This is a genomic window from Paenibacillus sp. P36 (assembly GCF_045866505.1).
Taxonomy (GTDB): domain Bacteria; phylum Bacillota; class Bacilli; order Paenibacillales; family NBRC-103111; genus Paenibacillus_E; species Paenibacillus_E chondroitinus.
The window spans coordinates 2,515,235-2,538,527 of record NZ_AP038372.1; the positions used below are offsets into that span (position 1 = coordinate 2,515,235).

The following is a 23,293-nucleotide window of genomic DNA, read 5'->3' on the forward strand; positions in this document are numbered from 1 at the left end:
GAAAGTATGAGTATGTACTCAGACTTTCGGTTTTTTTTGTTAACAATACAATCTCGACTGCCTGTTGATAGATACATAAAAACGTATGATAATGAAAGACATACATTTCTTATACATTTCTTAACAATAAGGCTGGGGGTATGAAATGAAGCTGCAGGCTGCTGGCAGATCCAGATGGCTCGTCTATCAGAAGATTGTGATCGTGTTTATCGTGTTGCTTATTCCTTTGGTCGTCATGAATATAGGGGTGAATTACAAAGGGTTAGCTTTTGTTAAGGATGAAATATCCGAATCGGCGGTTGCCGGAGCGTCCTTTTATTCGAAGCAGATCGACAATGAGTTATATTTTATTCGGAACCAACAACTGCTGTTCATGAACAACCGAGATCTGCAGAAACTAAGTTTTGTAGGCGGCACGATTGAGAATTTTGAAGAGGTCCAACTAATCGATCAAATAAAAGACAGTTTGCTTACGCTGCAAAGCTCAAGCGATTATGTGGTCGATGCAGGGGTGTATATCAAGTCGGTGGGCAAAATGATATCCATGATGAACGGCGTTGAGAGTACGCCGAATGAGACATTCAGGATGATCTCCACGTTAATGGAAACCACGCCAAAGCCGTCTTTCTATAGACTGGGAGATCGCATGTTATTTATTGAAAGCGAAAACAATTCAGGCATAATGTCTTATATCGAAATTTCTAAAAGCAAGTTATTGGCGGCCTTGAACCAAATTGCGGCGCTATACCAGAAGTCAGCAGTACTGCTGGGAGAAGAGAAGCTGGGAAGTATACTCTCTACTACAAAAGACACGGAGGTTATCCCTACGGTGCTGTCACTGGTTGAGGAACAGAGTGAACGTAATGCGAACAAACCCATCATTCAGAAAATAAATGGCACAAGCTATTTCATCACGCACAGTCAAGTCAGTTCATTAAATTTGTCTCTGATTATGTATGTCAATCAGAATGAACTGACAAGCAAGCTGAGTCAGTTTACTACCTGGTTTTATGCGATCTTTGCTATCACCATTACAGTGCTTCTTCTTTATTCTTTCTCGATCCACTTCATGATTCATAAACCGCTTTCCAAGCTGACCAAGGCGTTTCAAATGATTGAAACGGATAATTTGAATTTGAGTATTGAGTCAAAACGAAAAGACGAGTTCCATTATTTATTTAACAGCTTTAACCGGATGGCGTATCGATTGAAGCGCTCAATAGAAGAAAATTATGAACAGAAAATTGCTCTTCAGCATTCGGAACTGAAGCAGCTGCAATCGCAGATTAACCCGCATTTTCTATATAACAGTTTCTTTAATATTTACATGATGTGTAAAACGGGGGACTCGGATACCGCTGCTGAGCTTTCACAGAAGCTTGGGAGCTACTATCAGTACATCACGAGGAGTGGGTCCGATGAGGTGCCTTTATTTAAGGAGTATCGACATGCGCTCGATTATTGCGAAATTCAGTGTATTCGGTTTTCGAATCGCATCCGCTATGAATATGTAGAAATGCGGGATCCCATACAGTCGGTACTGGTACCTCGACTGATTATTCAACCCATTGTAGAGAATGTATTTGAACATGCCTTTGAAGACGGAACGATGCAGGGTATCGTCTACCTCTGTGTTGATTATCGGGAGCAAGGCATACGTGTTACGGTAGAAGATAACGGGAAGTCGCTAACGGACGAAAAGCTTGAACAACTGCGTATAAAACTTGCGAGCAGTGCGGAGCAAAAAGAGAAGACGGGAATGACGAATGTAAACGTCAGACTTCAACTGAAGTATGGGGCGGGCAGCGGAGTATTCGTCTCCCGCAGCCAACACGGAGGCTTACGAGTAGATCTAATAATAAACTTTATCAAGGAGAGTTAATCATGTACCGACTGCTTATTGTGGATGACGAGCCGGCTATTGTGAATGGTCTGGCACTGCTTTTTCAGGAAAAAGCGGATTTCGAACTTGAGGTTTGCAAAGCGTACTCAGCGAGAGAAGCACTTGAAATCGCTAAAAAAACGAAGCTAGATGTCGTGGTTAGTGATATTCGAATGCCCCAAAAGAGCGGATTGCAGCTAATGGACGATATTGTGTATTATTGGCCTTCTTGCCGGATTATTTTGCTGACTGGTTACAGTGAATTTGACTATGTCTACGAAGCCATACGTAAGAATGTGGAGAATTATATTCTGAAGACAGAAGGGATCGACCCTATCTTTGAGGCTGTTAAGAGGGCAATCGATAAATTAGAGCAGGAGAATCGCCATCATATGCTGGAGGAAAAAGCGCTGATGCACGCTCAATTCGCTGAGCCACTGCTCAAAAAAGAAATGCTGGAAATTTTGTTGCTAGGTGAGCCGGTGACTTCGCTTCTTGCGAATGCTCGATACGCAGAGGTGGAATTTCGTATACAAATAGAGCAGCCAGCCTTTTTTATAGCAGGACAAATTAACCGTCTGGAGGAGCAATCTCCCGCACATAAATCGAAGCTGCTGCAAGCGGTGCAACAGACTTTCGACACGCATCTTCCGGTTTCGATTCATGGAGAACAAGCGATTTATGATGCGAACACGCTGGTTTGGCTTCTTCAACCGGATGATGAATTAATAGCCCGGTTCACGGTAGAGGATCATGAAGTGGACTGGCAGGGCATTGTTGGATATATGAAAAGTATCCTGGAAGCGGTGCAGAATGAGTGTGAAGAGAATTTGGATGTTTCCGTCTCGTTTGCGGTATCAGGCAATTTAGTAGATGAGTGGGATGATCTTCATGAGCAAGTAGAGGCTGCCCGTACGAATATCCTCAAGAGATTTCAGTTGGGACAAGAGATGGTCGTTCTTGACCTGGGCATGAAGGCGGAGATGATGTCATCTCAAATGCTGTTGATTGAACAAATTCATCACTATATCCAGAATCAGCTTTCGGGAGATTTGTCGCTTACGGCCATTGCCGCAGAGGTGCACTTTAATCCCTCCTATTTATCCCGCTATTATAAACAACTTACAGGCCGCAATCTGATGGAGTATATTCAATCGACCAAGCTGGAATCAGCGATTGCCATGATGGCCAATCCGCAGATGAAATTGAACGAGATCGCATCCAAGTTAGGTTTCGATTCGCCCTCTTATTTCACGACGTTTTTCAAGAAAATGACGGGAACTTCACCTCAAGAATTTCGCAATTTACAATAAGTAAAACAAGAAGTAAATAAAGTTAAAGCAATGTAAAAGAATTGAAATTGTTTGCTTTCTCCGTTTACCTTTACAATAAAAACGTAGGGAAACAAATGAAAAACCTATTGCGAATCATAAAGGGGGAAAGCGTTTACTATGAAAAGTAATCCAAAAGTGAAGCTGCTTCTGACAGGAGGGATGGCCCTCTCGCTGTTGACCGCTTGCAGCAATCAAGTTGGCGACAAACCGAGCTCTCCTGCTCCATCGGCAGATGGCACAAGTACTAGTACTGCGCAAGATCCATTAGGCAAGTACGCTGAACCCGTAACGGTTACACAAGTACTCGGATTCAACCCGCCGGAAGATCCGAGAACACAACAGGGGATTACACCGGATAAGAACGCTTATTTTAAAGATTTGAAAGAGATGACGAATATCGAGGTTAAATATAAATGGACGGTACCTTCTAGTCAATTTGAGCAAAAGTTTGCTCTATCCATGGCTTCAGGAGACCTGCCCGACATTTTGGAACTCGATCAGAAAAATTATGAGAAGTTAAAGAAGCAGGGCATGCTTGCTGATTTGACGGAAGCTTATAAACAGTATGCATCCCCTGCGCTCAAAAAGTATATGGAGTCCGACGGCGGATTCGCCATGAAAACGTTCAGCTCAGAAGGCAAGCAGCTGGGTATTCCTGCTTTCGAAGATCCCTTCCTGTCAACGCAGCTGCTTTGGATTCGGAAGGACTGGTTGGACAATTTGAAGCTTCAGCCACCCAAATCGATTGATGAACTTGAGAAAGTCGCTGAAGCTTTTGTAAAAGGCGACCCGGACAAGAATGGGAAAAACGATACCTATGGCATCGCGATGCAAAAGAACTTTTTCTTCTGGGGATTTGATGTTAGAGGCTTATTTAATGGCTTCGGTGCTTACCCTTCTGTCGGCGATAATCAGTCTGCTTGGATCAAAGGCGCAGATGGCAAGTTAGTTCCAGGACTTATTCAACCTGAAGTAAAGAATGCACTGGCTAGAATGCAGTCATGGTATCAAAAGGGCATCTTCGATAAAGAGTTTGCGCTGAAGGACGAAAATAAAGCGGTTGAAGATATCACGGCTGGCAAAGTAGGGATATCCTACGGCGAATGGTGGTACCCGAACTGGCCGCTTAACTTGAACGTGGATAAGGATCCAAATGCAAACTGGATCGCGCTTCAAATCCCTTCACTGGATGGAAAACCTGGGAAGTCACTTGTTCCGACACTGCGCAGCAATAAAGTATTTGCTGTCAATAAGAATGCGAAAAATCCGGAAGCTGCTATTAAAATGATCAATTTCTACATTGAAATGGGCAAAAAGAAATACATCGAGAAGAATAAAGCGGAGAATGGTTATGTTTATAACTGGTTTAATCCGCGAATCTACAATCCGGCTCAGATTGATACGATCTACACGGAAGTCAATAAGGCGCTCGATGCCAAACAAAATGAGATTACGCTCGATGACGAAAATTACAAAAACGTAGCCGACGTCTTCAAAGCAACGCAGGACTTCCTCGCTAACAATACGACGAATGCAAGCAAAGGCGTAAATTGGGGGCAGTACTACAGTCGTGCAGCCAAAGAAGGCGGCTGGGGGCTGACGCGTCAGATTCGCGAAAATAAAGCGTTCGTTAACAACGAGTTTTACAGTGTTCCTACCCCGACACAAGTCGAAAAGGGCGGCCAGTTGGATAAGTTAATGTCGGAATCATTTACGAAGATTGTGTTAGGCGGTTCGCTGGACGAGTTCGATAAGTTTGTAGCCAGTTGGAAGACGCTGGGCGGAGACCAAATTACGAAAGAAGTCAATGAGTGGTATAGCACTGTTAAAAAATAAACAAGTTGATCTTGCGGGGGAAGTTACGGGTTAATAACTTCTCCCGCTCTATTTCTACACACTTAGGAAAGGGAGGAGCATTCTACGATGCGAACATTACGCAGAGATTTCCCGCTGCATCTCATGCTAGTGCCGGGAGTTATCTTGACGCTTATATATGCTTATGGTCCAATGGCGGGCATCATCATGGCTTTTCAAAATTTTGAACCGTTATCTGGATTTTTTAAATCGAAATGGGTCGGATTTGACAACTTTACCTATGTGTTTCATTTACCGGATTTCAATCAAGTTCTATGGAACACCCTTCTGATCTCTATATTCAAAATGATTTTATTTCTGCTTGTGCCTCTTATCCTTGCGCTGCTGTTGAATGAGATTACGAAGAAGTGGTTTTCGGGCTTGATTCAATCGAGCATATTTTTGCCCTTCTTTCTTTCATGGACAGTACTGGGGGGCGTTATTATTGAACTGTTCTCCTTAAATGGACCCGTTAACGGTTTGATATCGCTGTTAGGCTTAAAGCCAATCTTGTTTATGCTCAACAACGATTGGTTCAGAGGGATCATCATAGGCTCAGATGTCTGGAAAGGGATGGGCTACAACATGATCATCATGTTGGCCGCTATCACGGGTATTAACATGAGTCTATACGAAGCAGCTGAAGTGGACGGGGGAGGAAAATGGAAGCAAATGCTTCACATTACGCTGCCGGGTTTAGCGCCGATGCTCATTTTACTCGGTGTATTGAGTTTAGGAAATATTTTAAATGCTGGTTTCGAGCAAATTTTACTCATGTATAACCCGACTGTGTACCAGGGATCGGATATTATCGATACGTTTGTCTATCGGCTTGGGATGTTCAGTCAGCAATTTGGGCCTGCAGCAGCAGTCGGATTATTTAAATCTATCATTTCTTTAGGATTGGTTTCTATTTCCTACTATGCTGCCTACAAATACAACAATTACAGAATATTTTAGACGGTTGGAGGAAGTATTGTGGTCTATAAGCAATCGTTAAGCAGGAAGCTTTTTGTCGTGTTCAATGTGCTGTTGCTAACTCTCATCACCGTATTAGGTATTATACCTTTTATACATTTGCTTTCTGTTTCGCTTAGTTCGAATACCGCAGCAATGGCCGGGGAAGTGAAGCTTTGGCCTGTCGGCTTTTCTTGGGATGCGTATGTCTATTTGGGTGAAAAGGTGGAATTTTTCCGGTCTCTGTGGGTATCCGTAAAGCGGGTTGCGCTCGGCAGCGTAGTGAATATGCTGCTTGTGTTCATCACGGCGTATCCACTTTCCAAATCGCAAGATCAGTTTGCATGGCGAACGCCTTATGTTTGGTTTTTCGCAGTGACCATGTTTTTTGGCGGAGGACTTATCCCGACGTATATCATTGTGAAAAATACAGGGATTATGGATTCGATCTGGGCGCTTATTTTACCAGGCGCATTAAATGTATGGAATATGATTCTCATGCTGAACTTTTTCAGAACGATTCCCAAAGAAATGGAAGAAGCGGCAACGATTGACGGAGCCGGCCATTGGAAGATGCTGTGGCAGATTTACTTGCCCGTTTCGCTCCCTTCCATCGCTACGATCGGGTTGTTTACCATTGTTGGACATTGGAATGCTTGGTTCGACGGCATCCTATATATGAATTCGCCTGAAAATTACCCGCTGCAAACGTATCTTTCTACCTTGATTACAGCGATGAGTTCGCAGATGACAGCCGTTTCTGCCGAGCAATTGAAAGCCATGGAAAATCTCAGCGAGAAGACGCTTCGGACAGCACAAATTTTTATGGGAGCTTTGCCGATTATGGTTGTTTATCCTTTTGCCCAAAAATATTTCGTTAAAGGCATGACGGTCGGCAGCGTTAAAGAGTAAACGAATAATCGTTCAAGGGAGACAGTAGCAGATGAAAAAAGTGAAAGTTGCGCTAATTGGAGCAGGTTTAAGAGGAGTTAATTATCTGGAATACGCCTTGCAGCATCCTCATGAGCTTGAGGTTACCGCTGTAGCTGAACCTAATCAGGAGCGCAGAGAGAATTTTAAAACAAGGCATGGTTTACAGGAAGACCTGTGTTTTGCGAGCTGGGATGATCTATTTGCTGCGCCAAAGCTTGCGGATGCTGTATTGATCTGTACGCAGGATAAACAGCACTATGAACCAACGATTAAAGCTCTGAGGGCAGGTTATCATGTTCTTTTGGAAAAGCCGATGTCACCCGATGCGCAGGAATGCGTGTTGATGGGAGAGATCGCCGCTCAATCAAATCGCGTTTTTTCCATATGTCATGTTCTAAGGTATACGAATTTCTTTGCGACTATCAAAGGGTTGTTAGAAAGCGGTTCCATCGGGGAGCTTATGTCGATTGCCCATAATGAAAATGTGGGCTACTGGCATCAGGCACATAGCTTCGTAAGAGGCAATTGGCGCAGAAAAGAGGACTCCAGCCCGATGATTCTCGCAAAATCGTGCCATGACTTGGACATCCTGTTATGGTTAGCAGGCTCGGATTGCGTACGTGTATCTTCCTTCGGTTCTCTATCCCATTTTACTTCCGATCAAGCGCCGAAGGGTGCACCGCTTCGCTGTCTGGATGGCTGCCCGGTTGCGGACGACTGTCTCTACTATGCGCCTAAACAGTATTTGACGGATAATACGCATTGGCCTACTTCTGCGATTAGCGATGATCTCAGCTATGAGGCTCGCTTGAAAGCGCTGCAGGAAGGGCCTTATGGCCGCTGCGTGTATCACTGCGATAATGATGTCGTTGACCATCAGGTGGTGAATTTAGAATTCGCAAACGGCGCCACAGCGGCATTCACGATGAGTGCGTTCACCAGGGATGTTAGCCGAACCATCAAGCTTATGGGCACAAAGGGCGAAATTCGCGGTTCGCTGGAGAAGCAAGAAATCGAAATCATTCATTTCGGCAGCGGGAAAGTGGAGCGAATTACCTTCGAGGATGCCGGAGGCCATGTTGGACACGGCGGCGGTGACACGGGTCTAATCAAAGATTTCCTCAAGCTGGTTCGAGAGGACGGCAACAGCCAAGGACTTACGTCAGCCTATCATTCCGTACAAAGCCATATGATGGCATTTGCCGCTGAGCAGGCTCGAGTGGAACACAGTGTTATTGATTTGAAAACTTTTGTCGAGTCAATAAAGGCTCAATGACTGATTAAGCAAAATAGGTATTGAATAGGTTCACACAACCAAGCAAAATGGTCAAGTTTACATATAATAAGGACAAGAGGAAGATTAAGGGGCTGAGATGTTGATGCGGAAACAATCTATAATCGGTGCCTTAAATATCGACACGAATTCAGGAACCATTATCAACGGCGATATGATTAACATTTCGCCGACTGAAATATCTAGAAGTTTCAGAGGTTCAGGCATTGACGTTACTGGTGACAATGCCACGACGGTTTCATTTATTAACATAACCTTGATTTTTGGTTCAACTCCAATTGACAATAATTCAACCAAGCTCAAAAGAAAAGTATCAAAATTAAAGTGAGAAAAACCTTAAGAAGGGCTGCCTTGTGGCAGTCCTTTGTTTGTTTGATTTCGTTCGGCTGTCGGGACGGGGAAACTTTCCGTCCTAACGTCCTATAGAAATGGATGCGGATGCGGATTGAGCTGCCCAATCTTCAATGGCTTTTTCGCATATCCAAGCTCAACAGGCACTTGAAGGACTCTCTTCAGCCCCGTCAAGCGTTGCAAATGATGTCCGAATGTCATTGGCAGCATTCCTGGAATCAGGACTTTAACGCAATGCAAACCGTTCCGCAGTGTTTCGGGCGACGACTGATCCACTACGATCACATCGAGGTTCAAGCGGCGAAACACCTCGATCATGTCCTTCAAATCATCGGTCAGATCCGCATGGCTAACCTTACGCTTGAACGCCTCGCCAAACGTTCTGAGCGGATGCTGTCCGTCCAGCAAAAATCGCAGCCGATCCTCGGCTTGCGGCAAACCGTACAGCAGGGCATGATCCTCCATTTGCAAAACGAGATAAGGATCGTCCAGCATTTGCTTGACATGTTCTAGGTTGGCCTCGAATTTCTCTTGCAGGAAGAGCAATCTGCCGGCCAATTCGTGAATGGCGCTTTTCGCAGCCCGTACGGGATCCAAATGGGCTCCTGCTGCACAGATAAGATTCATCTTCCCGGGGTTGATGCTTTTCGCGAGTGCCCAAATGCTCGGAATCCCGTTCTCCATCGTCATGTTAAACAAATGTACATCGTATCCAGCGACTGCGCGCAGCCTTTCGAGCATGAGCAGCAGTTCCTGATCGTGAGCGGAATAGGGGTCCAGGCGAGGGATTGGCAACTGTGCGTACCAGGTCATGAGGAACGAGTCGCGCTCCGTCACTTCCAAAATCCCATGTAAGATCGCTTCCTCCAAGCTTCCGCCTAACGCACACCCGTTGGAGCCTTCCTGGACAAATCCGCCGCCGAATCCCGAGCTGTAATAAGCGAGACTTTCCGGAACAAGGATCGGGCAGTCTCGCACAAGCGAATAGCCCCAGACCCAATCGATCGGGAGGTCGGGATCAAACGGTTCGAATGTGAAATCAGGCAGCGCGTACTGTTTCTTCGAATACAACCCAACCGTGGATGGATCAAGCGCTTGATCCGCAATACGGTTGAAGCATTCGTAGATTACGGTACGTTTACCGCGGGGGGTTATCCCGCAGAGTCGTTCCAAACCTTCCAAGATCGCGGTCAATTCGCTTTCTGCATAAGAAAAGCTGCGCCCTCCCGTTATTTCATCTCCCATTAGAAATGATGGCAGATTAACCCCCACCCCAGCAAACGGTGACGCAAGGTCAAGCATCTTGGCATTAAAAACGCCGGTCCGTGAGTCTAGATAATCCTTAGCCAAATGTAGCTTCAGGTCATCAATTGGACGGCTGCGGTAACTGTCGGTGCTTGTCTTAGGTCTTGGCTTGAGCGAAATGTTGGACGCCGCCGATGAATCGTCGGGCAAGCTGCCGCACACCTCACAGAGCGGGTCAGGCAGAATGAAATGAAGCGAGCTATTCAGAGTTAACAGGTTAACGATATACATATGCTGTTCCGTGTGGGCTCGATTGCCCGCCAGTACTCGCTCAATCTCTGCAATCAGCAAGTGAGCTGTCTGCCAGATTCCAGAAGGCGAAGAGCTGACGTGCTGCATATCTCCAGGCGACGCCGTGAAACGTCGGTTATCCGCACACTGGGAGCATCCTGGCATGCTCGGACGAACGAGCGGACCGACGATGCCCTCATCCCTTGAAAGAAAGCCTCGCAACCACGGGATGCCGGCCTGCTGCAGAACTTCTTCAGCCACGAAGTATCCGGAGGAAGGCCAGTCATCGTGCAGTACGACCACTAATTTCGCCGCATTCGGTATGTCGGAAGTGAAATCTGGCTGCCGAACGACCTCATAACGGTCCAATAGTTCTCCGTATACGCAGTCGGCCAATAAACCTTCCCCGACAACGGATAGGATAGCATGCATGCCGTTCACCTCCTCTCAAGTTGAGTTGCTTACCGCTTTCTTTAAGATGATTTCAGTATATCTGTGTGAAGATGAATATATGTGCGATTTGGATCATGAGGGACAAGTAGCTATACATAAAATTACTTGTGAAGGGTTGGAACAGATCGGGAGATAGAAAGGAGGAATGAAATGACAAATTTCAGGCCCAAGGTTTTGGCGATTGGCTCTGGTTCCTTTTTAATTTCGCTCATTTCTGAGCTGCTTGCATCCGGAATGCCCAAGATTCATGTGTTAGTCTCTGGCTCAGTGCCGACGGATCGGCAACGGATGTTAAATCTGGCTGCTCATACGCGTAAAATAGACCCCGAGGTAACCATAGAAGAAGTTGCCCTTGAGAAGGAAGGAGATCATGGTTGGCGAGAGGCACTGAGGCCATTTGATGCCATTTTGTATGTATCACAGGAGGGGAATATCGAGGAACTGCGATTTCTTCAGTCTATTTGCAGGGAGGAGAGGAAGCTGTTTCTTCCCGGAGTAGGTCTGCAGCAGGTGGGACTTGCGGGTCCGCTTGTGCATCCCGACGATGAGGGAGGCTGGGAGTCAGCGTTTCGCAGTATTCACGAGTCAGCGATTTATAAAGACCCTGAGCGGCACATCTTTTCTTCTACTGCAGGAGCGATGATAGCGAATGTGATCGTGTTTCACTTATTACAAAAGATGACGGGAGCGATCGATGCGGAACAAAGCAATCAATTCTTCCTGCTTAATCTGGAGACATTGGAAGGAAAATGGCATTCGTTCATGCCTCATCCACTTGTCAGGGGACGTGCTGCAGCCCAGTGGATTCACGATTTCGAGCTGCAGCTTGAACGGAGATCAAGCCAAAGTGAGAGCGGATTGCTTCCTTATTTTGGCCGGCTGACATCGGCGGAATCAGGGATTTTCCATCTTTGGGAGGAGGGAGACTTGAAGCAGCTGCCGCTTGCTCAGTGTCATGTTCAGGCCGTCGATCCGCTATCGGAAGGACCGGCCAGGCTTCTGACAGACATCATTTGTGCAGATATGACGCATGAGGGAGCCAGGCGGGAAGCAGGATTGACCGGGATTGAAGCGTATGTGTCTCGCATGGCCGGTCTGCTCGTTGAGGAAGAATGTATTGGTGTTGGAGCGGGGGAAACATTTGCAGAAGGAATTGGCCGTGGGCTGCAAAAGAGCTTGGCCGAGCTACTGGACAAGCGACAGGCCCATCAATTGCCATCTGTCTTCCGGGTACAGATGTCAACAATCGAAGATAAACACTGCCGATTTTATTTGCAGGCTTTGACAACGATGACGGGAGTGCCAATGATTGGTTTGGGAGAGGAAGTATGTGGATTCCCTGTGATGTGGGTCGGCACCAGTGATCGTTGGTATGGCTGTGCAGGCTTGAATGTAACCCTGGCATTGCGGGGGGCATTACAACAGGCTTTGATGGAGGTTCAAAATAAACTTGCTTGCCCCACATCAAACGTAGTGGTGGTACCGGCTGTACAGCTAGCCGAACAGTTGCCTCTCATTGTTGAAATCCCTGCCTGTGACGTGACGTTAAACACGGATGTTCTTCAGTCCGCTGTACAGGTTTTGGAACGGAACCATAAACAACTCTTGGTTTTGGATCTGGCCGTAAAACCGTTTTTGAAAGAAGGGTTAGCCGGTGTGTTCGGTGTGTTGCTTAGGAGCAACGGGAAAAAACGGCCCCGAATTTGAATTCGCGGCCGTTTTTTCTCGTTGTTTATTGTGTTGGACTAAGAAATTACCATACGAAAGCGGATGTGATGATTACCAAAAGAATAAAGAGAACCAAAATTGCTGCTGCGCTGGAACCGTAACCTGCACAACTACCACCATAACCGACTGCACCCATGTTTACTCATTCCCTTCTGGTGATTTATCACTACCGTATAAGATATGTTAGATAAGTGCCGTGTGATTGGACGTATGTACCTATTTGCATGACATGGAAAAAATACTCGAGAGCTTGCATTAGGTACCTACACAGAAAAAAAACGGCTCGCATTTTATAAGCGGCCGTTTTTTCTTTTGTTTTGGTTAAGAAATTACCATACAAAAGCGGATGTGATGATTACCAAAAGAATAAAGAGAACCAAAATTGCTGCTGCGCTTGAACCGTAACCTGCACAACTACCACCATAACCGACTGCACCCATGTTGACTCATTCCTTCCTGGTGATTAGTAACTACGGTATACATTATGTCTGCTGAGCAGCAATTGATTGGACGTATGTACCTAGTTGCAGTTATCCGTTAACCAAGATATTTTTCCTGTAAGTTTCGATAAGTTCAGTCGCTGTATCTTTTGTATGATAGACCCCGTGAAAGGGACCGGTCGGTGAGCAGTAACCAACAGGAATCTGGAAAATTTCTTCGATTAACAATTTGATTCCGGGTAAATTTCCGATTGCAGCCTTCGAATACGCCTCAGTAACTTCATTCGCGCGATATTGAAGGTCACGGGCTTCCTCGTACAAGCCTGCGCTCATTTTTTCCATCATCACCTTATGGTGATAACAAGTAACGGCTTGTAGAGCTCCAATATTACCATCGGCTCCCATCAGCTGTGAGCAAATAGCCAGTTCGTCAGCACCCGTTAAAATGTTAAGATCGGGTTGATGCTTCTTAAATCTTTCTAAGAAATAAAAGTTGTTGTCAGTAAATTTAATACCACGGAAAGTAGGAACCTCTTTCATAGCCTCGAGGAGCAGGGAAGGCTCGATGCTTTGCCCTCCTGTCAGCGTTTTCCCCATAGCGACCCAGTAAATATAAAACGGTGTGTTTGGAGCGGCCGCAGAAATACGTTTGAAGTAATCGACGTTATCTTGCAATGTGGCTTGTTCAGAAATACCAACCGATGCGACGGCATACGCGCCATGCTCTTCGGCATGCGCAGCGAGTTCAATCGAATCTTCTAAATTCTCGTTGTACCCGACATGAACGAAAATAGGCAATTTATGCTCGGCAGCTTGTAATACCGCTTCGGCCCATTGTTTTCTTTTTTCCACACTTAAATATTGGCCCTCGCCTGTCCAACCCAGCATGTATAAGCCATCTGCCTGCTGCTTGACGTACATGTCGATTAAAGCCGGAGCCAGCTCCGTCTTGACATTCCCTTCTTGATCCAAAGGTGTGACCAGTGCAGGGAGAACCCCTGTCATTAATTTGTTTTGCATTTGTAATCTCTCCATTCTAATAGAATTTAGCCTTTGATAGCTCCGCTGGTCAGTCCAGCGACAAAATATTTATTTAAAGCAATAAAGACCACTAACATGGGCAAAACCGACATGACGGTGCCTGCCATCATCAGATCCCAGGAGGTTACAGATTCTCCGGAGGTTTTCATAGACACAATTCCAACGACGAGCGGTTGCTTGTCTGGATTTCCTAAGGTAAACACCATAGGCAGCAGGTAATCGTTCCACGAATTCATGAAAGCCAACAAGCCGACGGTTGCAATAAGTGGTTTGGTCAGCGGAAAAATGATGTTGTAGAAAATTCTGAAAAAGCTGCAACCATCTACTTTGGCTGCTTCGTCAATCTCTTTCGGAATTCCGTCGATAAATCCTTTGGCTAGATAGAGATTCGTAACATTGATCCCGAAAATGTAGATAATGATGACACCCCAAAGCGAATTGTTCAAATGCAGCATTTTTGCAATATTCAGTTGCGGATAGAGGTATAAGCTGCCTGCAGAGATGAACATAGAGAAGGTGATCAGGGCAAGCAATAAGCGTTTTCCTAGAAAATGACCACGCGAGAACACATAGCCCGCAGAGATGGAAGTAAAGATGGTCCCGATGACGATGAACGTACACATATAGATGCTGTTCCATACGTAAACTTTGAAATTGGATAAATTCCAAGCTTTCACATAGTTTTTAAGAGTAATCGTTTCAGGGAAAAAGGAGGTCGACGTTAATATGCTTGCCGTGTTTTTCAACGAACTAATGACAACGTAAAAGATTGGAAAAATCACTATTATGGCGAGCAGCGCCAGAAAGAAATAGAGTGGAATGGCTTCTATTGCTCTTTTCGTTTTCATTCTTTCCATTCTCCTTAATAATGATCTCCGACATTTTTGGTGAGGGTCATATAGAGACCAACGACGATTGACAGAATGACGGCTGTAATAACGGCGAGCGCTGAAGAATAACCATATTGGCTAACCATGTCCGCTGCACCATAGGAGAAGAAAAACTTAAAGGTGTAGGACATCACGACCTCCGTTGAACCGCCGGGCTGTCCATTGGTTAGAACCAAGACCAGATCGGACATTTTGATACTGTTTACGATGAAGAGCATCATTACGACTTTTCCAGTAGAAGCAAGCATAGGCAGGGTAATGCGGCTAAACTTTTTCCATTTGGTTACGCCGTCGATGTCCGCACATTCGTAAATATCTTGTGGAATGTTCTGAAGACCCATGATAAAGAAGATCATGTTAACCCCAAACCCTTTCCAGACGCTAGCGATAATAATGACAATATCAGCGAGCCATTTGTCCCCAAACCAATTGATAGGGGAATCGATGAGGTTAAAGGATCTCAGCAGTTGATTCACTGCGCCTTGAAATGGCTCGAACATTAAGAAGAAAACGATACCGACAATGGCTGTACTGACGATGGTCGGAGAGAAAAAGATGGTACGAAACAACGAATTGATTTTTTTATTACTGTTCAACACAACGGCAAGAAATAAGGCAAGAGGAATTTCAAGTATGAACTTGATAACAACGATAAACGATGTATTTAACAGGGAATGCCAATAGTTACTATCCCGCATAAACGCCCGAATGTAGTTGTCAAACCCGATGAACTTGGCTGTTGAAATTCCGTTGTAGTCGAACCATGACCATTGAATTAGCCATAACATGGGGTAAATGGTAAACAAGGCAAATCCAATGAGCATCGGAGCCAACATCAAGTAAGCTTGCATGTTATCTCTTTGATGAGGGGTGAAAACCTTTCTGGTCGTATTCCTGCGTTGCATACTGTTCATGCGTGCGATGCCTTCTTTCTTGGAAATTGAAAGCATGGCAGGGCCATACTCTCAATTTTTTAGTCATGTGTCATTTAGACTTGGTGTTCCAGTCTTTGTTCACATATAAGCTAAGATCCAATCCACCTGCAACCGCCTTATCAAGAGCTGTGTTATAACGATTGGTTAAATCGGTAAGCACTTTTGCGACGTCTGCATTTGCCGGTCCAGCGATCAGATTGATAATCGTATTTTGGTACGGCTGGCCTTCAATGGTAATGACGCCATCAGGTGGAGTGGGCGCAAAATAAGAATTGGAAGTATTCCCGAATTCGGCTGTCCCCGCCTTTTTAAAGCTTGAAGGGGCTTGAGCTTGAATATCTTGTCTGGCAACAAAGTCGATTTCGTTATTCTGAATCGCTTTTAGCACTTCATCGCTATGGAATAAGGCGTAGACCTTCATCGCTTTTTCAGGCATTTTTTTCGCGCTAGGTCCAATACAGAGCACATCTGCGATTTGAGCGTAGTTTTTATGTTTATCTGCTGGATTCAGAACAGGTGTATCGACGACGCCAAGCTCAAATTTGGTTCCGGTTTCTTTCCAAAACTTATCGAGAGAGGAGACATCCCAGTTGACGCCTGGCAGCATCCCGATTCTTCCGGCAGCGAATTGAGCCATTAACGAATCGTTGTCCATACCTTCCCCGCCAGGGAAGATGCTTCCGTCGGCTTTCATTTGCAGTATTTTTTGGATATTATCTTTAAAATCCGTGAAAATGAATTTGCCGGAAGCAAAGTCAAATCCCATATTGCCTACCGAGCTTGCAAATTGGGTAGCGAAGTACCATTTTCCGGAGGAAGCGGAATCTTTCAAGTGCACGCCGTATCCGTAAGCGCTGCCTTTATTGTCTTGCGTAATTTTTTTTGCATAGGCAACAACATCATCCCAAGTCGCAGGAGGCTCTGTAAATCCTGATTTTTTCAGCAAGTCTTTGTTGTACATGAACTTCGTAGTCAACACTTTATAAGGAACGCTGTAGGATTTATCGTTAAACGTTGTGTAGCCTTTAATCAAAATATCTTTATAAGTACTCAGGAATTCTTTGCCTCCGGGCAGATCGTCAATCGGGAGCATCCAGCCTGATTTAATGAAAGGCTCTTTGACCGTACCGACAAATTTATACAGCTCCGGAGCTTGGTCGGCTGCCAGGGCAACCTTTAACACGTCGTCGTAATTGCTTCCGTATACTTTGTACTCGATATTGATCCCGTCTTTTAAGCCTTGGCCTTTGTTGTAGCTATCAACAATAGGATCCATAATAGGTTTGTAAGAAGCATCATTCGTCCATACCCTTACAGTTTCCATTTTTGTGCTGGATGCAGCTTCCGAGCTGCTGTTTGGTGAATTGCTCGTAGTAGGCGAACTGCTGCTGCAGCCGACTAAAACAGTGGTAACGAATGTAGCGCAAAGGCATGCAAGACTAAACCGGTATCGCGATTTGGAAAAGTTTGTTCTCAAATTGTAGCCCCCTTTGAGTTGTGTGAAGCGCTTTCGTATTTATGTTAGCAAGTTTATAAACGCAATAAAATATAAAAACTTGAGGGAAAAAGTTAAAAATGTTATGCAGTTGTATGCGCTCTCTTGTGGCTGTTTTCGTATTGTTGGTATACTGAAAGTGCACGGCGATTACTCGGAAAGGGGCCAGCACGAGTGGAAAATACGTATGAATATTCGTAATCGTTTGGTGTTGTATTTCCTTGCATCTATCTTAGTGCCTTCCGTCATTATTACGGTCATTGTGTACTTGGGTTCAACCGGCATTATTAATAAGAAGATGAGTGAATTGATTGAGAAAAACTTAGATTCAGCGCGACTAATTGTTCAAGAGAGACTGGCATTTATCAATGAGATGACCACCTTAATTTCACTAAACCCGATGATTCAAGAGGTGGTAGGCGAGAGCCCGACACAGGATTTATCCGACAATGTGAAACAGATTATTAAGCTGGATCGCGCATTGGACAGTTACTATTTGTCAAACTATTATGCCTCCCCGATTTCAGCGATCGTACCTACGATTTACTTAGTCAACCGGCCGGAATATCAAAAGTATGATATTTCTTCCAAGGTTCAAGATATTACGAAAATTGAAAATGAGCCTTGGTATGTGAGCAGCCAAAGTAAAAATTTTGTCATCGAAGCTCGTCCTGATCAAGATCATATCATCGTAGCAAGGCGAATATTCAGTTTAAAGAACGCGGATAAATATGAATATGCAGCCTTGGTAAAAATTGAGCTGGAAAATAAATCAATCAACAGTGTGCTTTCAAACTACAAGCCTTCTCCAGAAAGTAAAATATGTATTCTGGACCCCAACAATCAAATTATTTTGAGCAGCGACTCGCTATCTGAGGTCGAAAAAAGCTTTATTCAGAAACTGAATGTAAATGCGGGCCATTCACAGATTATGGATTCGGACGGGGGCAAAGTGCTCGTAACCTCCAAAATGATGGATAATATCGACTGGAGAATTGTGAATGTTACGAACTTAAGCGAAATTAATTCAGATCAGATTCGGCTGACGCGAATTGTTGTCGTTATCCTCGTAATTTGCATGACAACAGCGCTTCTAGCCGCATTCATTCTATCCCGTTATATCTCCAGCCCCATTACAAAGTTGGTTGCCTCTATGCGCACGGTGAAGGGGAATAATTTTGATATCAACCTTAAATATAACAAAAAAGATGAGTTCGGGTATCTGATACGGCAATATAAACAAATGATTGGCCAGATCAAAGATTTAATCGAGAAATTAACGATTAGCGACTTGAAGAAGCAGAACGCCGAGCTGCTTGCCAAGGATGCTCAGCTTCGATTTCTGCAAGCTCAAATCAATCCGCATTTTTTATACAACACGTTAGATTCGATTAATATGTATGCCATCAAATATAATGCGCCGATCATTAGCAATATGATCCAATCACTCGCTAATTTCTATCGCTTTTCGCTGAGTAAAGGACGTTCAATGATCACGTTCGAAGAGGAAATCAACCATACGCATAGTTATTTAGAGATCCAATCCATGTCGTTCGGTTCGAAGCTGCGTTATGGCATCGATATACCACGCGAGCTGCGGAGAAGCAGAATCGTGAAATTAGTCATTCAACCTTTAGTAGAAAATTCAATCATCCACGGCTTTCATCCTGATAAGGGGGAATTGGAGATTACGATATCCGCCAAGCATGTTGGTGACAAAATTGTCATTGCCATCACGGATAACGGCGTCGGCGCCGAAGTCGAAGAACTTAATCAATTGCTGGAGTCCACAGAACCCCAAGAACACTCATTTGCTATTCGCAATGTCCATCGGCGGCTCCAAAGCACGTTCGGAGAATGCTATGGGATTAGATATATACGAAATCAGACCGAAGGAATCACGGTTGAAGTTCTGATTCCCAAGAATTACACTTCGGAGGACAACGATGTTAACAGTAGTTCTAGCAGACGATGATTGCTTGGTCACTGAAATTCTAAACGATACCATTCCATGGCATGATCTGGGGATCCAGGTAGTTGGCATTGCCGATCATGGCCGGAAGGCGCTGGACTTATGTCTGGAACTTCGACCTGATATTTTGGTAACGGACATACAGATGCCCTTTTGCAACGGGTTGGAAGTGGCGATGGAGCTTATGGAGCATGACATTCCAACGAAGATCATTCTAATAAGCGGAGTACAAGATTTTAACTATGCCAGGCTGGCGCTGAATGTGAAAGCAACTGGTTACATTCTGAAGCCTATTCAGCTTAAAGAAGTAACATCCGTATTGAAAAAAGCGCGGGATACCATTGAAATGGAGTTCCAACGCGAACAGGTCATTCAGCGCCTCACGTCGCAGCTTTCAGAAAACATGTCTTTGATGCGAGATAAGTTTCTAACCAATCTTATATTTGATGGAATGGAAAGCAACGACGAACTGCAAGAACGTTTAGTGTATTTCGATTTACCGTTTCAAATCTCAGAAGATATTACCGTCGCGGTAGCTAAAATGGACGAATACGAACAACGCGTGCGAAAAGAAGGCGTTGAGCGCGTACAGTTTTTTAACTTTTCGATTAAAAACATCATTGAGCAAACCTTAAATAACTTTCAAGCAGGCATCTGCTTTTCAACCAAAGATAATGAATTTGTCATCATTTTTGGCGAGGAGTACGGCTATGAAGATAAAATGACTCCAATTTTTGAAGGAATTGAACAGCTGCTAATTGGTTTTGAAGGCATTTCGCTTTCTATTGGCATAGGGAATTGTGTGAGCGTCAAAACGGCTAATCTATCTTATCGTTGTGCTTGTAATGCTGTAAGCTATAAGTTTTATACCGGCAATAATTCTATTATTCATATTAATGATATTATCGACTCTAACACGATTGATAAAATGAGCGATTTGAATCATAATGCCCGATTAAATGAGCTGCAGAAGTTTTTGCTTGTAGAAATTAAACTGGGCGAATCTATGAAAACGATGGCATTATTTGAAGAATACTACGCGCTGCTCTCCAAAGTAAATCAATTTTCCCAGGAATATATACGGGGCCGCTTTCTGGAATTAGTCATTGATGCTCACCGGGAAATCTGTGAAACCGAAGATGAAGTAGAGGAAGTTAACGCCACCTACATGATTTCTTTGCAAGCGATTATGAGGGGGGAGTCGATTTCAGCAATCAAACCGCATGCAAGCAAAATGCTGATCTGCATCGCCGACTACTACAGCGCAAAATACAACAAAAAGCATAACAACTTAGTTGAGCGCATCAAACGTTATGTGAACCGGAACTTTAAAGAAAACATCTCACTGGCAGAGATTGCAAGCGAAGTATTCATGTCCCCTACCTATATTTGTGCGGTGTTCAAACGAGAGACGGGACAAACGATAAATGAATATATCATAGAAATGAAGATGAATGACGCCAAAAAAATGTTAGCTAGCACCAAAATGAAGATTATGGATATTTCCGAAGATTTGGGATATGAAAACTCGCAATATTTTAGCTATTCCTTCAAAAAGTATTTAGGCGAAACGCCTCAGCAGTATAGAAACAGGTTTACCCAGAAAGCATAATTTACCCAAAATTTCCAAATACATTATTCACATTGAACTGAAGCAACAAGGTTGAATAGTCCGAAAAGGTGATTCGATTGGAAACTGCCCCCGACCACTTGATCATCAAAATGAGTCAAATAAAATGAGAGGGAAATTCCATTGGGAAGCACAAGCTGAACCCACTGATTTAAGCAAGCCTCTGCTTGCTGTGCGTTTTGAATGGCAGTTCCGTTGCAGACTAAGGTGTGATAAGATTGGTGGGTTAAAAATCCTGATGCCATATTGAAATTGGCATTCGTTACATATACATGTAAATTAGTCCCATCTGTTAATTGGATGGCCACCCATTTATTCATACACTGTAATAGGTTTGAAATTCCTGGTCTGTTATCTTGATAGGACGGGAAGTTATTCCACATATGGTTATCTCCTTTGAAATGAGATCCTGCATTGCTTCCACCATATGCAACGGAATGGGCGTTTGTGCACATTGAGTAGGCTGAAACGAATTTGTTTCAGCCTTTTTCGCCGCGGGATAAGGTTTTTCGCGCCGTCACCATGACGACAGTAAAAATACATCATTTTTTGTAAAGATAAATCATTACTATTCGTTCATAATCGGGCTACAATAAATCCAAGAAAGAAAGCGCATTCGCGATGCGTGTGGCAAACTACAAGAGAAAGCAGGAGATGTGTATGAGCGTTGTTAATGAGCAGGTAGGATTAGGCATCCATACTTTGCGAAAGAAAAATCGCCTATTTCGAAAGCTAATGAAGCAGAAGTTTCTATTCTTGTTGTTAATCCCTGGGATGATCTACTTTCTGGTTTTTAAATATATTCCAATGTATGGGATTCTGATTGCCTTTAAAGACTATAGTCCGCAAGACGGCGTATTTGGTAGCCCGTGGGTAGGTCTCAAGTATTTCCGTGAGATGGTTGAAATGAAATATTTTTGGACAGTTACGTTAAACACGCTAAAAATCAGCATCTTAAAGATTGCCATAGGATTTCCAGCACCCATTATTTTTGCTTTGCTGCTAAATGAGTTGGTTTCCAATAAATTCAAAAGAATTGTGCAAACGATTTCATATCTACCGCATTTCCTTTCATGGATTATTGTAGCAGGACTCATCTTTCAACTCGTTTCTCCAAGATACGGCTTATATGGCCTAATTAGCGATGCGTTTGGTTGGCAGCCCCGGATTTTATTGGGTAACGCAGATTCGTTCCTGCAGATCCTCCTGGTTTCTAACGTGTGGAAAGAAATTGGATATGGCAGTATCATTTATCTGGCTGCGATTGCCGGGATTAATTCGGATATGTACGAATCGGCTGTCATTGATGGGGCGGGCAAATTCAAGCAATGTATGTATATTACGATTCCTAGTATTTTGCCTACGATCTGTATGCTCTTCGTATTAGGACTGGGCGGTATTCTTGATGGCGGTTTCGACCAGATATTTACCCTTTACAATTCCATCGTCATGCCAACTGCGGATATTATCGATACCTTTGTGTACCGGGTAGGCTTGGTCGATATGCGATATAGTTTCTCAACAGCGGTTGGCATCGCCAAAAGTGTCATCGCACTCATCCTTGTCTTAACTTCGAATTGGATTGTTGGCAAGTTATCAAACTATACAGTCTTTTAATAAGGAAAGGAAAGAGTACGCATATGAAATTGAGTTTAGGTGAAAGGATATTTAATGGTTTTAACATAGGTTTCATGTTATTTATCTGTTTAACGATTGTTTTTCCATTCGTACAGCAGGCTGTAATTTCCATTAGCCCTCCCAATGAATCCAGTACAATCGGGCTTCACTTGTTTACCAGCAATCCAACTTTTGATGCTTATAAACAGATTTTTGCAACTGGCGCTTTGCTTGAATCCTATTACTGGACGATTCTGAGGACGGTTTTGGGAACCCTGCTGACGGTTGTTGTTTCGGCTATGCTCGCCTATCCGTTATCCAAACGATATTTGTTAGGTAGAAAATGGTGGATGGGCCTCATTATATTTACAATGTTTTTTGGAGGTGGATTAATTCCGACCTACTTGCTGGTCAAAGAGCTGCATATGCTCAATACCATTTGGTCCTTGGTCATCCCAGGCTTATGCAGTGCGTATACCATTGTGATTATTAGGAATTTTTTCACATCCTTGCCTGTTGAGGTAGAAGAGAGCGCATACATTGATGGAGCGAACGATTTTTCTATCTTCTTCACGATTGTTTTGCCTTTATCTACGCCGATCATTGCCACTGTGACGTTATGGTCTATGGTTGGCCAATGGAATTCGTGGTTTGACGCCATGATTTATATCTCCAATGGTGAGATCAAAGTCTTGCAAATTATTTTAAGGGATGTCCTTAATAATGCGCAGGATGCAGCGCTGGCCAATGTCATGGGGATTGAGAATGTCGATATGTCCGGTCAGCGATATACGGCCGAATCCGTGAAGGCAGCTATCTTGCTGGTCACCACCATCCCGATCATCTTGGTGTATCCCTTCTTGCAGAAGTATTTTGTTAAGGGAATTATGATCGGTGCTGTGAAAGGGTAATACAGGTTTCAAAGGCTAGTCCAAATACATGATGAAAGTA

General features: G+C 44.1%; 20 protein-coding genes. 12 read left to right on the forward strand and 8 right to left on the reverse strand.

The window, feature by feature from the left end:
• Positions 1 to 145: 145 nt before the first annotated feature.
• The 7 genes from ACKTT9_RS11440 to ACKTT9_RS11470 all read left to right on the forward strand — a co-directional run bounded on the left by ACKTT9_RS11440 (position 146) and on the right by ACKTT9_RS11470 (position 8,582).
• A complete protein-coding gene (locus ACKTT9_RS11440) occupies positions 146 to 1,882 on the forward strand; it encodes a sensor histidine kinase (protein WP_407871647.1) in 1,737 nt (578 codons plus the stop codon).
• A 2-nt stretch (positions 1,883 to 1,884) separates the two neighbouring features.
• The gene (locus ACKTT9_RS11445) at positions 1,885 to 3,195 is read left to right on the forward strand and encodes a helix-turn-helix domain-containing protein (RefSeq protein WP_407871648.1); all 1,311 of its coding nucleotides are present in this window, start codon (positions 1,885 to 1,887) and stop codon (positions 3,193 to 3,195) included.
• A gap of 138 nt (positions 3,196 to 3,333) precedes the next feature.
• Positions 3,334 to 5,052 (forward strand): extracellular solute-binding protein, encoded by a 1,719-nt coding sequence (locus tag ACKTT9_RS11450; RefSeq protein WP_407871649.1) that lies wholly within the window; start codon positions 3,334 to 3,336, stop codon positions 5,050 to 5,052.
• A gap of 87 nt (positions 5,053 to 5,139) precedes the next feature.
• Entirely contained in the window at positions 5,140 to 6,030 is an 891-nt protein-coding gene (locus tag ACKTT9_RS11455; RefSeq protein ID WP_157325116.1) for a sugar ABC transporter permease, read from the forward strand.
• Between the two features lie 18 nt (positions 6,031 to 6,048).
• Complete coding sequence (locus ACKTT9_RS11460; RefSeq protein WP_127455805.1) at positions 6,049 to 6,939, forward strand: carbohydrate ABC transporter permease; 891 nt, start codon at positions 6,049 to 6,051, stop codon at positions 6,937 to 6,939.
• A gap of 31 nt (positions 6,940 to 6,970) precedes the next feature.
• A complete protein-coding gene (locus ACKTT9_RS11465; RefSeq protein WP_407871650.1) occupies positions 6,971 to 8,236 on the forward strand; it encodes a Gfo/Idh/MocA family protein in 1,266 nt (421 codons plus the stop codon).
• Between the two features lie 103 nt (positions 8,237 to 8,339).
• A complete protein-coding gene (locus ACKTT9_RS11470; protein ID WP_407871651.1) occupies positions 8,340 to 8,582 on the forward strand; it encodes a spore germination protein in 243 nt (80 codons plus the stop codon).
• Between the two features lie 92 nt (positions 8,583 to 8,674).
• Here the strand turns inward: ACKTT9_RS11470 and ACKTT9_RS11475 are convergent, their stop codons facing one another.
• Positions 8,675 to 10,573 (reverse strand): TOMM precursor leader peptide-binding protein, encoded by a 1,899-nt coding sequence (locus ACKTT9_RS11475; protein WP_407871652.1) that lies wholly within the window; start codon positions 10,571 to 10,573, stop codon positions 8,675 to 8,677.
• A 171-nt stretch (positions 10,574 to 10,744) separates the two neighbouring features.
• Here ACKTT9_RS11475 and ACKTT9_RS11480 point away from each other — a divergent pair, with 171 nt between their 5' ends.
• Positions 10,745 to 12,301, forward strand: a complete 1,557-nt coding sequence (locus tag ACKTT9_RS11480; protein WP_407871653.1) for a bacteriocin maturation protein — start codon at positions 10,745 to 10,747, stop codon at positions 12,299 to 12,301.
• A 46-nt stretch (positions 12,302 to 12,347) separates the two neighbouring features.
• On the opposite strand, the gene ACKTT9_RS11485 is transcribed toward ACKTT9_RS11480, so the two are convergent.
• The 6 genes from ACKTT9_RS11485 to ACKTT9_RS11510 all read right to left on the reverse strand — a co-directional run bounded on the left by ACKTT9_RS11485 (position 12,348) and on the right by ACKTT9_RS11510 (position 17,105).
• The gene (locus ACKTT9_RS11485) at positions 12,348 to 12,458 is read right to left on the reverse strand and encodes a YjcZ family sporulation protein (protein ID WP_079412559.1); all 111 of its coding nucleotides are present in this window, start codon (positions 12,456 to 12,458) and stop codon (positions 12,348 to 12,350) included.
• A gap of 193 nt (positions 12,459 to 12,651) precedes the next feature.
• Positions 12,652 to 12,762, reverse strand: coding sequence for a YjcZ family sporulation protein (locus ACKTT9_RS11490; RefSeq protein ID WP_079412559.1), 111 nt, complete (start codon positions 12,760 to 12,762; stop codon positions 12,652 to 12,654).
• A gap of 90 nt (positions 12,763 to 12,852) precedes the next feature.
• Positions 12,853 to 13,782: a dihydrodipicolinate synthase family protein gene (locus ACKTT9_RS11495; protein ID WP_407871654.1), complete on the reverse strand. Its 930-nt coding sequence runs from the start codon at positions 13,780 to 13,782 to the stop codon at positions 12,853 to 12,855.
• A 26-nt stretch (positions 13,783 to 13,808) separates the two neighbouring features.
• Complete coding sequence (locus ACKTT9_RS11500; protein WP_157325106.1) at positions 13,809 to 14,651, reverse strand: carbohydrate ABC transporter permease; 843 nt, start codon at positions 14,649 to 14,651, stop codon at positions 13,809 to 13,811.
• Positions 14,652 to 14,665: 14 nt separating this feature from the next.
• The gene (locus ACKTT9_RS11505) at positions 14,666 to 15,607 is read right to left on the reverse strand and encodes a carbohydrate ABC transporter permease (protein WP_407871655.1); all 942 of its coding nucleotides are present in this window, start codon (positions 15,605 to 15,607) and stop codon (positions 14,666 to 14,668) included.
• A 70-nt stretch (positions 15,608 to 15,677) separates the two neighbouring features.
• Complete coding sequence (locus ACKTT9_RS11510) at positions 15,678 to 17,105, reverse strand: ABC transporter substrate-binding protein (RefSeq protein ID WP_407871656.1); 1,428 nt, start codon at positions 17,103 to 17,105, stop codon at positions 15,678 to 15,680.
• A 205-nt stretch (positions 17,106 to 17,310) separates the two neighbouring features.
• Between ACKTT9_RS11510 and ACKTT9_RS11515 the strand changes: the two genes are divergently transcribed.
• The gene (locus tag ACKTT9_RS11515; RefSeq protein ID WP_407871657.1) at positions 17,311 to 19,098 is read left to right on the forward strand and encodes a sensor histidine kinase; all 1,788 of its coding nucleotides are present in this window, start codon (positions 17,311 to 17,313) and stop codon (positions 19,096 to 19,098) included.
• The gene (locus tag ACKTT9_RS11520) at positions 19,070 to 20,707 is read left to right on the forward strand and encodes an AraC family transcriptional regulator (RefSeq protein ID WP_407871658.1); all 1,638 of its coding nucleotides are present in this window, start codon (positions 19,070 to 19,072) and stop codon (positions 20,705 to 20,707) included. The genes ACKTT9_RS11515 and ACKTT9_RS11520 overlap by 29 nt, the downstream gene beginning before the upstream one ends.
• Before the next feature lie 23 nt (positions 20,708 to 20,730).
• Here the strand turns inward: ACKTT9_RS11520 and ACKTT9_RS11525 are convergent, their stop codons facing one another.
• Positions 20,731 to 21,108 carry a hypothetical protein gene (locus ACKTT9_RS11525; RefSeq protein ID WP_407871659.1) on the reverse strand — a complete coding sequence of 126 codons (378 nt, stop codon included), beginning with the start codon at positions 21,106 to 21,108 and terminating at the stop codon, positions 20,731 to 20,733.
• A 277-nt stretch (positions 21,109 to 21,385) separates the two neighbouring features.
• Between ACKTT9_RS11525 and ACKTT9_RS11530 the strand changes: the two genes are divergently transcribed.
• On the forward strand, positions 21,386 to 22,342 hold the full coding sequence (locus ACKTT9_RS11530) for an ABC transporter permease (RefSeq protein WP_407871660.1): 957 nt from the start codon (positions 21,386 to 21,388) through the stop codon (positions 22,340 to 22,342).
• Between the two features lie 23 nt (positions 22,343 to 22,365).
• Complete coding sequence (locus ACKTT9_RS11535; RefSeq protein ID WP_407871661.1) at positions 22,366 to 23,253, forward strand: carbohydrate ABC transporter permease; 888 nt, start codon at positions 22,366 to 22,368, stop codon at positions 23,251 to 23,253.
• Positions 23,254 to 23,293: the final 40 nt, after the last annotated feature.